This is a genomic window from Rhodovulum sp. PH10 (assembly GCF_000293785.1).
GTDB lineage: Bacteria > Pseudomonadota > Alphaproteobacteria > Rhizobiales > Xanthobacteraceae > Rhodoplanes.
This window is the reverse complement of the sequence record NZ_AKZI01000070.1, coordinates 24,657-30,670: the sequence shown is the minus strand read 5'-3', so window position 1 is coordinate 30,670 and position 6,014 is coordinate 24,657. Positions and strand designations below refer to the sequence as shown.

Annotated in this window: 5 protein-coding genes; 3 read left to right on the top strand and 2 right to left on the bottom strand. The window is 70.7% G+C overall.

Annotated elements, in window-relative coordinates; translation table 11 throughout:
• Positions 1 to 301 precede the first annotated feature (301 nt).
• Positions 302 to 1,027: an SDR family NAD(P)-dependent oxidoreductase gene (locus tag A33M_RS12730; protein WP_040620447.1), complete on the top strand. Its 726-nt coding sequence runs from the start codon at positions 302 to 304 to the stop codon at positions 1,025 to 1,027.
• Between the two features lie 73 nt (positions 1,028 to 1,100).
• Here A33M_RS12730 and A33M_RS12725 read toward each other — a convergent pair whose 3' ends face one another.
• A complete protein-coding gene (locus tag A33M_RS12725; protein WP_008387656.1) occupies positions 1,101 to 2,111 on the bottom strand; it encodes a KpsF/GutQ family sugar-phosphate isomerase in 1,011 nt (336 codons plus the stop codon).
• A gap of 227 nt (positions 2,112 to 2,338) precedes the next feature.
• On the opposite strand from A33M_RS12725, the gene A33M_RS12720 reads away from it, so the two are divergent.
• Positions 2,339 to 3,976, top strand: a complete 1,638-nt coding sequence (locus tag A33M_RS12720) for an outer membrane beta-barrel protein (protein WP_157223455.1) — start codon at positions 2,339 to 2,341, stop codon at positions 3,974 to 3,976.
• A 98-nt stretch (positions 3,977 to 4,074) separates the two neighbouring features.
• Positions 4,075 to 4,839 (top strand): HAD family hydrolase, encoded by a 765-nt coding sequence (locus A33M_RS12715; protein WP_008387648.1) that lies wholly within the window; start codon positions 4,075 to 4,077, stop codon positions 4,837 to 4,839.
• 127 nt (positions 4,840 to 4,966) lie between these two features.
• On the opposite strand, the gene A33M_RS12710 is transcribed toward A33M_RS12715, so the two are convergent.
• Complete coding sequence (locus A33M_RS12710; RefSeq protein ID WP_008387646.1) at positions 4,967 to 5,788, bottom strand: outer membrane protein; 822 nt, start codon at positions 5,786 to 5,788, stop codon at positions 4,967 to 4,969.
• Positions 5,789 to 6,014: the final 226 nt, after the last annotated feature.

The window sequence follows — 6,014 nt, the reverse complement described above, 5'->3', positions numbered from 1 at the left end:
TTCGCGCCGCAACGCAGCCCGCGTCCGAGTTTCCAAACGGGCTCTGAGAGCCCCCCGCCTCCCGCGGGCGCGCGCGATGCCGCGTCGAGGCGCCGTCGCCGACGGCGCCTCCGGTCACGACGGCGACGCGCGTGCGGACACCCCGATACCGCTTGACCTCGAGTAAGCTCGAGGTTTTATACGAAGGGTCGGCTTGCCTGTGCAAGTCCCTCGGCCGTGGCCGGGGTTGCTCCGGAGGCCGCCGCCCATGCTCGCTCGACGTCGGGGCGCGGCTCCGGCCCATTTCGGAGCGGACCAGAGCATGGGAACGAACAAGACGATCGCCCTCGTCAGCGGCGCCAATCGCGGCATCGGGCTGGCCATCGCCGCCGGGCTCGCCCGCCGGGACGTGCACGTGCTGCTCGGCTGCCGTGACCTCGATCGCGGCGAGGAAGCCGCCGCCGCCTTGCGCGCGGACGATCTCCAGGTCTGGCCGGTGCAGCTCGACACCACCGACGACGCCAGCGTCACCGCGCTCGCCGCGCTGATCGCGCGCGATTACGGCCACCTCGACGTGCTGGTCGACAATGCCGGAATCGGCCTCGACTACGACCCGACGCTGTCGGTGGTCGAGCGGCTGGAGCGGACGCTGGCGGTCAACGTGGTCGGCACCGTCCGCCTGACCGAGGCGATGATCCCGCTGTTGGAAAAGTCCGACCGGGCCCGGATCGTCGTGGTGTCCTCCTCGCTCGGCTCGTTCGGCCTGCGCGCCGACCCGAGCTGGGCCTATGCCGACACCAAGATGCCGACCTATCAGGCCTCCAAGGCGGCGCTGAACTCGCTCACCGTCAGCTATGCCGGCGACCTGGCCGCCAAGGGGATCAAGGTCAACGCGGTCTGCCCGGGCTACACGGCGACCGCGGCGACCGGCTTCGCCGGCACCCGCACGCCGGAGCAGGCGGCGGTGATCGCCATCGCCTTCGCGCTGATCGACGGCGAGGGGCCGACCGGCAGCTTCGTCGACGATTCCGGCGAGCTGCCCTGGTGAGAGACCGTTCGGAGCCTCGGACGCGGGCGGGCTCGCCCGCGCCGTCTCCGCCCCGAAAAGGCGCGGCCGACGATCAGGCGACGCCGGCGCGCAGCAGATCGTGCAGGTGGACGATGCCGATCGGCCGCGTCCCCTCCATCACGAACACCGCGGTGATCTTCGAGGTGTTGAGCCGCTGCAGGGCCTCGCTCGCCAGCTGATCGGGGGCGAGGCAGATCGGCTTTCCCGTCATCACCCGCTCGACCGCGAGGTCCAGGAGGTCGGGGCGCATGTGGCGGCGCAGGTCGCCGTCGGTGATGATGCCGACCAGATTGCCGGCCGCATCGACGATGCCGACGCAGCCGAACCCCTTGGTCGACATCTCGACGATCGCGCCGCCCATTCGGCTGCCGATCGCCACCAGCGGCATCGCCTCGGCCGGGTGCATCAGGTCGCGCACGAAGGTCAGCGCCGCGCCGAGCCGGCCGCCCGGATGCAGGATGCGGAAGTCGCGCGGGGTGAAGCCGCGGCTCTCGAGCAGCGCGATCGCCAGGGCGTCACCGATCGCCAGCTGCATCAGCGAGGAGGTGGTCGGCGCCAGATTGTGCGGGCACGCCTCGCGCGCCTGCGGCAGCGCCAGCACCACGTCGGCCGCCTTGCCGAGCGTGCTCCCGGCCTCCGAGGTGATGGCGACGAGGGTGATGCGGAAGCGGCGCGAATACTCGATCAGGCCCTTCAGCTCGGTGGTCTCGCCCGACCACGACAGCGCGATCACCACGTCGTCCGGGGTGATCATGCCGAGGTCGCCGTGCCCGGCCTCGGCCGGGTGAACGAAGAAGGCCGGCGTCCCGGTCGAGGCGAGCGTCGCCGCGATCTTGCGGCCGACATGGCCGGACTTGCCCATGCCGGACACCACGACGCGCCCGCGGGCGTCGCGGATCGCCTTGGCGGCGGCGACGAACGGCGTGCGCAGACCGTCGGCCATCGCGGCGGAGAGCGCGGCGATGCCGTCGGCCTCGGCCTCGAGGGTGCGCAGGCCGGCGGCGATCAGGTCGTCGTCTAGGCCGGTCGGCGGGGCGGGTGGAAGCTCGATCCCATCGGACATGCGCCCGTTCCTACTCCATTTCCGGCGCCGCGCAACGTCCGGTCCCGCGCGCATCCGCGGCCGTCGCGCGGCGCGTGTCCCGCGCCGGCGAGCGACGTCAACCGGGCATTAACCATGATGGCCGTAACCCTGAACCGTCCGTGCCGTCCGACCGACCCGTCCGGCCGACCTGGAGGATTTTTTCGGTGCCGCGGCGCTCGCCTGGTCTCATGGTTCTCGTCGCGGCGGTGGCCACGGTCCTCGGGACGGTCACCGGGCCGGCGGCGCGCGCCCAGACGAGCTCCGGCACGCTGCCGGGATCGGAGCCCGCAGGCGGGCTCTTTTCGCCGATCGCCGACACGCTCGACCGCGGCGCCGCGGCGCCTGCGGGCGGCGGCCCGGCCGACCTCGCCGCCCCGGCGGGCGACGCCGCACCCGCCGACGACACCGGCTTCGACCCGTTCAACCGCCGCAAGGACCGCAGCAAGGCGCTGCCGCTCACCCAGCGCCAGCGCGAGGCCGCGCGAAAGAACGCAGCGCCGCTGCCGGCCGAGGCCGCGCCCGGCACCCATCTGCCGGCCGCGGTGGTGGTGCCGCCGCGGATGGTGCGACGCGGCGGCCCGCCGATCGACACCACCTCGGTGCTCAACGTGCCGACCACCGTCGCCATTGCGCGGAAAAGCCCGCCGGCGGCGGACGACCCGTTCGCCCCGACCGGCATCCGGGTCGGCAGCTTCGTGATGCGGCCGGCGATCGAGATCAAGGGCGGCTACGAGACCAACCCGACCCGTGTCGACGGCCTGGCCGGCTCCTCCTTCACCACCGTCGCGCCGGAGCTGTCGGTCCGCTCCGACTGGGAGCGCCATTCGCTCGAGGCGGACCTGCGAGGCAGCTACACCTGGTACGGCTCGACCTACAGCGGCGGCACCACCCAGAACGACGGCACGATCGCCGCGCTGTCGACGCCGGAGGTGATCGACCGCCCGTCGATGGACAGCCGCGTGCGCGGCCGGATCGACGTCGACCGGTTCAGCCACGCCGATGTCGAAGGGCGGGTGCTGATCTCGACCGACAACCCCGGCAGCCCGAACATCCAGACCGGGCTGAAGCGCTTCCCGATCGTCACCACGGTCGGCGGCACCGCCGGCTACACGCAAGGATTCAACCGGCTGGAGGTGACCGGCAAGGGGACCATCGACCACGTCTCCTACACCGATTCCGAGCTGACCGACGGCACCACCTCGGGCAACGGCGACCGCGAGTACGACCAGTACGGCGGCTCGCTGCGGATCGGCTACGAGCTGAAGCCCGGCCTGAAGCCGTTCGTCGAGTCGGGCGCCGACACCCGCGTGCACGCGCAAGAACTCGACCGCAACGGCTACGACCGCGATTCGGTCGGCACCTATGTGAAGGCCGGCACCTCGTTCGAGATCACCCGCAAGCTCACCGGCGAGGGCTCGGTCGGCTGGCTGTGGCGCTCCTACCGGGACCCGGCGCTCACCGGCCCGTCGGGGCTGACGGTCGACGCCGCGCTCGCCTACACCGCGACGCCGCTCACCACGGTGACGCTGACCGCCACCACCGCGGTCGGCGAGATCATCGTGCCGGACATGTCGGGCGTGTTCAGCCGCGACATCGGGCTGAAGGTCGAGCACGCGTTTCGCCGCTGGCTGATCGGCACCGCACAGGTCGGCTTCGGGCTCGACGACTATGTCGGCTCGAACCGGGTCGACGACCGCTACCTCGTCTCCTTCGCGATGCTGTACAAGTTGAGCCGGGAGTTTGCGCTCACCGGCGAGGTGCGGCACGAGTGGCTGCGCTCGAACGTCGAGGACGCCGACTGGACCGACACCACCGTCACGGTCGGCATGCGCGTGCAGCGCTGATCGGTTTTCACGCGGAACGGCGCGGCGGCCGGCGGGGTTGATCCCGGCGCGGCGCACGTGCCCCGCAACACCCACACGACCATCGGGAAAGGGGATCCATGCAGGAGAGACCGCGCCTCGTCGTGTCGCGACGAGAGTTCGAGGCCGCCGTGTTCGACCTCGACGGCGTGTTGACCGACACGGCGCGCATCCATGCGGCGGTGTGGAAGACCGTGTTCGACGACTTTCTCCGCCGGCGCGCGGCGCAGGAGGGCGTTCCGTTCCGCCCGTTCGACCCGGCCGCCGACTATCTCGCCCATGTCGACGGAAAGCCGCGGCTCGACGGCATCCGCGCCTTTCTCGGCTCGCGCGGCATCTCGCTGCCCGAAGGCAGCCCCGACGATGCGGACGATCTCGACACCGTGCAAAACCTCGCCAGGCACAAGAACCGGCTGGTGCAGGGCCGGCTGCGCACCGACGCCACCGCCGAGCCCGGCGCCGCCGAGACGATGGCGGCGATGCGGGCGGCCGGGATCAAGGTGGCAGTCGCCTCGTCGAGCGCCAATTGCGCGGCGGTGCTGGAGGCGACCGGCCTCGACGGGCTGGTCGACGTGCGGGTGGACGGGATCGACGCCGCCCGCCTGCGGCTCGCCGGCAAGCCCGACCCGGCGTTGTTTCTCGAGGCGCTCGACCGGCTCGGCGTTTCGCCCGAAAAAGCGGTGCTGTTCGAGGACGCGATTGCCGGCGTCGCCGCCGGCCGGCGCGCCGGCTTCTGCCGCGTGGTCGGCGTCGACCGCGGCGACCACGAGGAGGCGCTGCGCGCGCACGGCGCCGACGTCGTGATCGCGAACTTGGCGGCGGTGTCGGTCGACCCCGCGACGTGACGAGACGGCCGCCGGCCGCCGCCCGCCCGAACGCTCACCGGAAAAAAAGAGAAGCGGCGCGGATCGCTCCGCACCGCTTCGCTCGCCGACGCGGGCCGCGCGTCGGCCGACGTTTCGATCGCGCCGATCAGCCCTTGCGCATCAGCGGCGGCGCATAGAGCGGCTCCGGCGGGTTCAGCATCCAGCGCACGCCGAGCTTGATGTCGTGCGAGGTGATGTGATCGAAATTCTCCGGGTTGTTGACGGTGTTCAGCCCGGTATAGGCCATGATGTCGCCGGAGGCCGCATCGCCGAGGTCGAGATAGCGATAGGCGAGCTCGACCGTGAAGCTCGGCGACACCCGGTAGGCGAGGCCGGCATGCACCGCCCAGGCGAAATTCCAGGTGTCGGTGTCGCCGGCATAGGCGACGCCGCCGGTCACCGTGTTGGTGTCGACGAAATTGGCGATCCGCACGTTCGCCGCGCCGATGCCGACGCCGACGAACGGCGTGACGCACCACCAGGTGCCGAGATCGGCATAGAGGTTGGCCATCGCCAGCCACTCGGACTTCGACGCGGAGTACTCGTCGGTGAAGGCCGGGCCGAGCGCGTCGGACACCACCTGCAGGCCGTGGAAGTTGGCGCTCGAGCGATACTCGCCGGTGAAATCGGCGCGCAGCCAGTCGTTGAACTGATAGCCGATGCCGAGACCGAAGAACGGTGCCGAGTCGAACGACTTGTGGATGGTGTCGACGGAGGCGACGCCGGGCGCGGTGTCGAGGACGTTGGTGATGTCCTTCACCTGCTGATTGGAGAAGCCGATGTCACCGCGCAGGTACCATCCGGAAAATTCCTGGACGACCGGCACCGGCATCGGCGGCGGAGCGAGGGGAAGATCGGCGGCAGCCGCGGCGTCGAGGCTCAGGAGCACGGCCGATCCCGCAACTGCAAACATTTTCAGGTTTGCCATGACATGTCCTTCCATGTGGCAGGGCGCGAGGCCGCGACCCGACTCGGTTACTGGCGGAGACCATCGTGACAACCATTGGTTAAAGGCCGATTAACCCTAACTCTTAACCCTATTCGTTAATGACGATTAACCATTAATGTTTCGTTCATACCGGTGGCGAAGACCCCCGCCCGGCCTCCCGAACCGCCTGCCCCCGAACGCCCCCCGAACGCCCCCGGAGTGTCCT

Bases quoted from the DNA above. Each gene is read 5' to 3' on its own strand.
- A33M_RS12715 (WP_008387648.1), top strand. From the start codon at position 4,075: ATGCAGGAGAGACCGCGCCTCGTCGTGTCGCGACGAGAGTTCGAGGCC.
- A33M_RS12730 (WP_040620447.1), top strand. From the start codon at position 302: ATGGGAACGAACAAGACGATCGCCCTCGTCAGCGGCGCCAATCGCGGC.
- A33M_RS12710 (WP_008387646.1), bottom strand. From the start codon at position 5,788: ATGGCAAACCTGAAAATGTTTGCAGTTGCGGGATCGGCCGTGCTCCTG.
- A33M_RS12725 (WP_008387656.1), bottom strand. From the start codon at position 2,111: ATGTCCGATGGGATCGAGCTTCCACCCGCCCCGCCGACCGGCCTAGAC.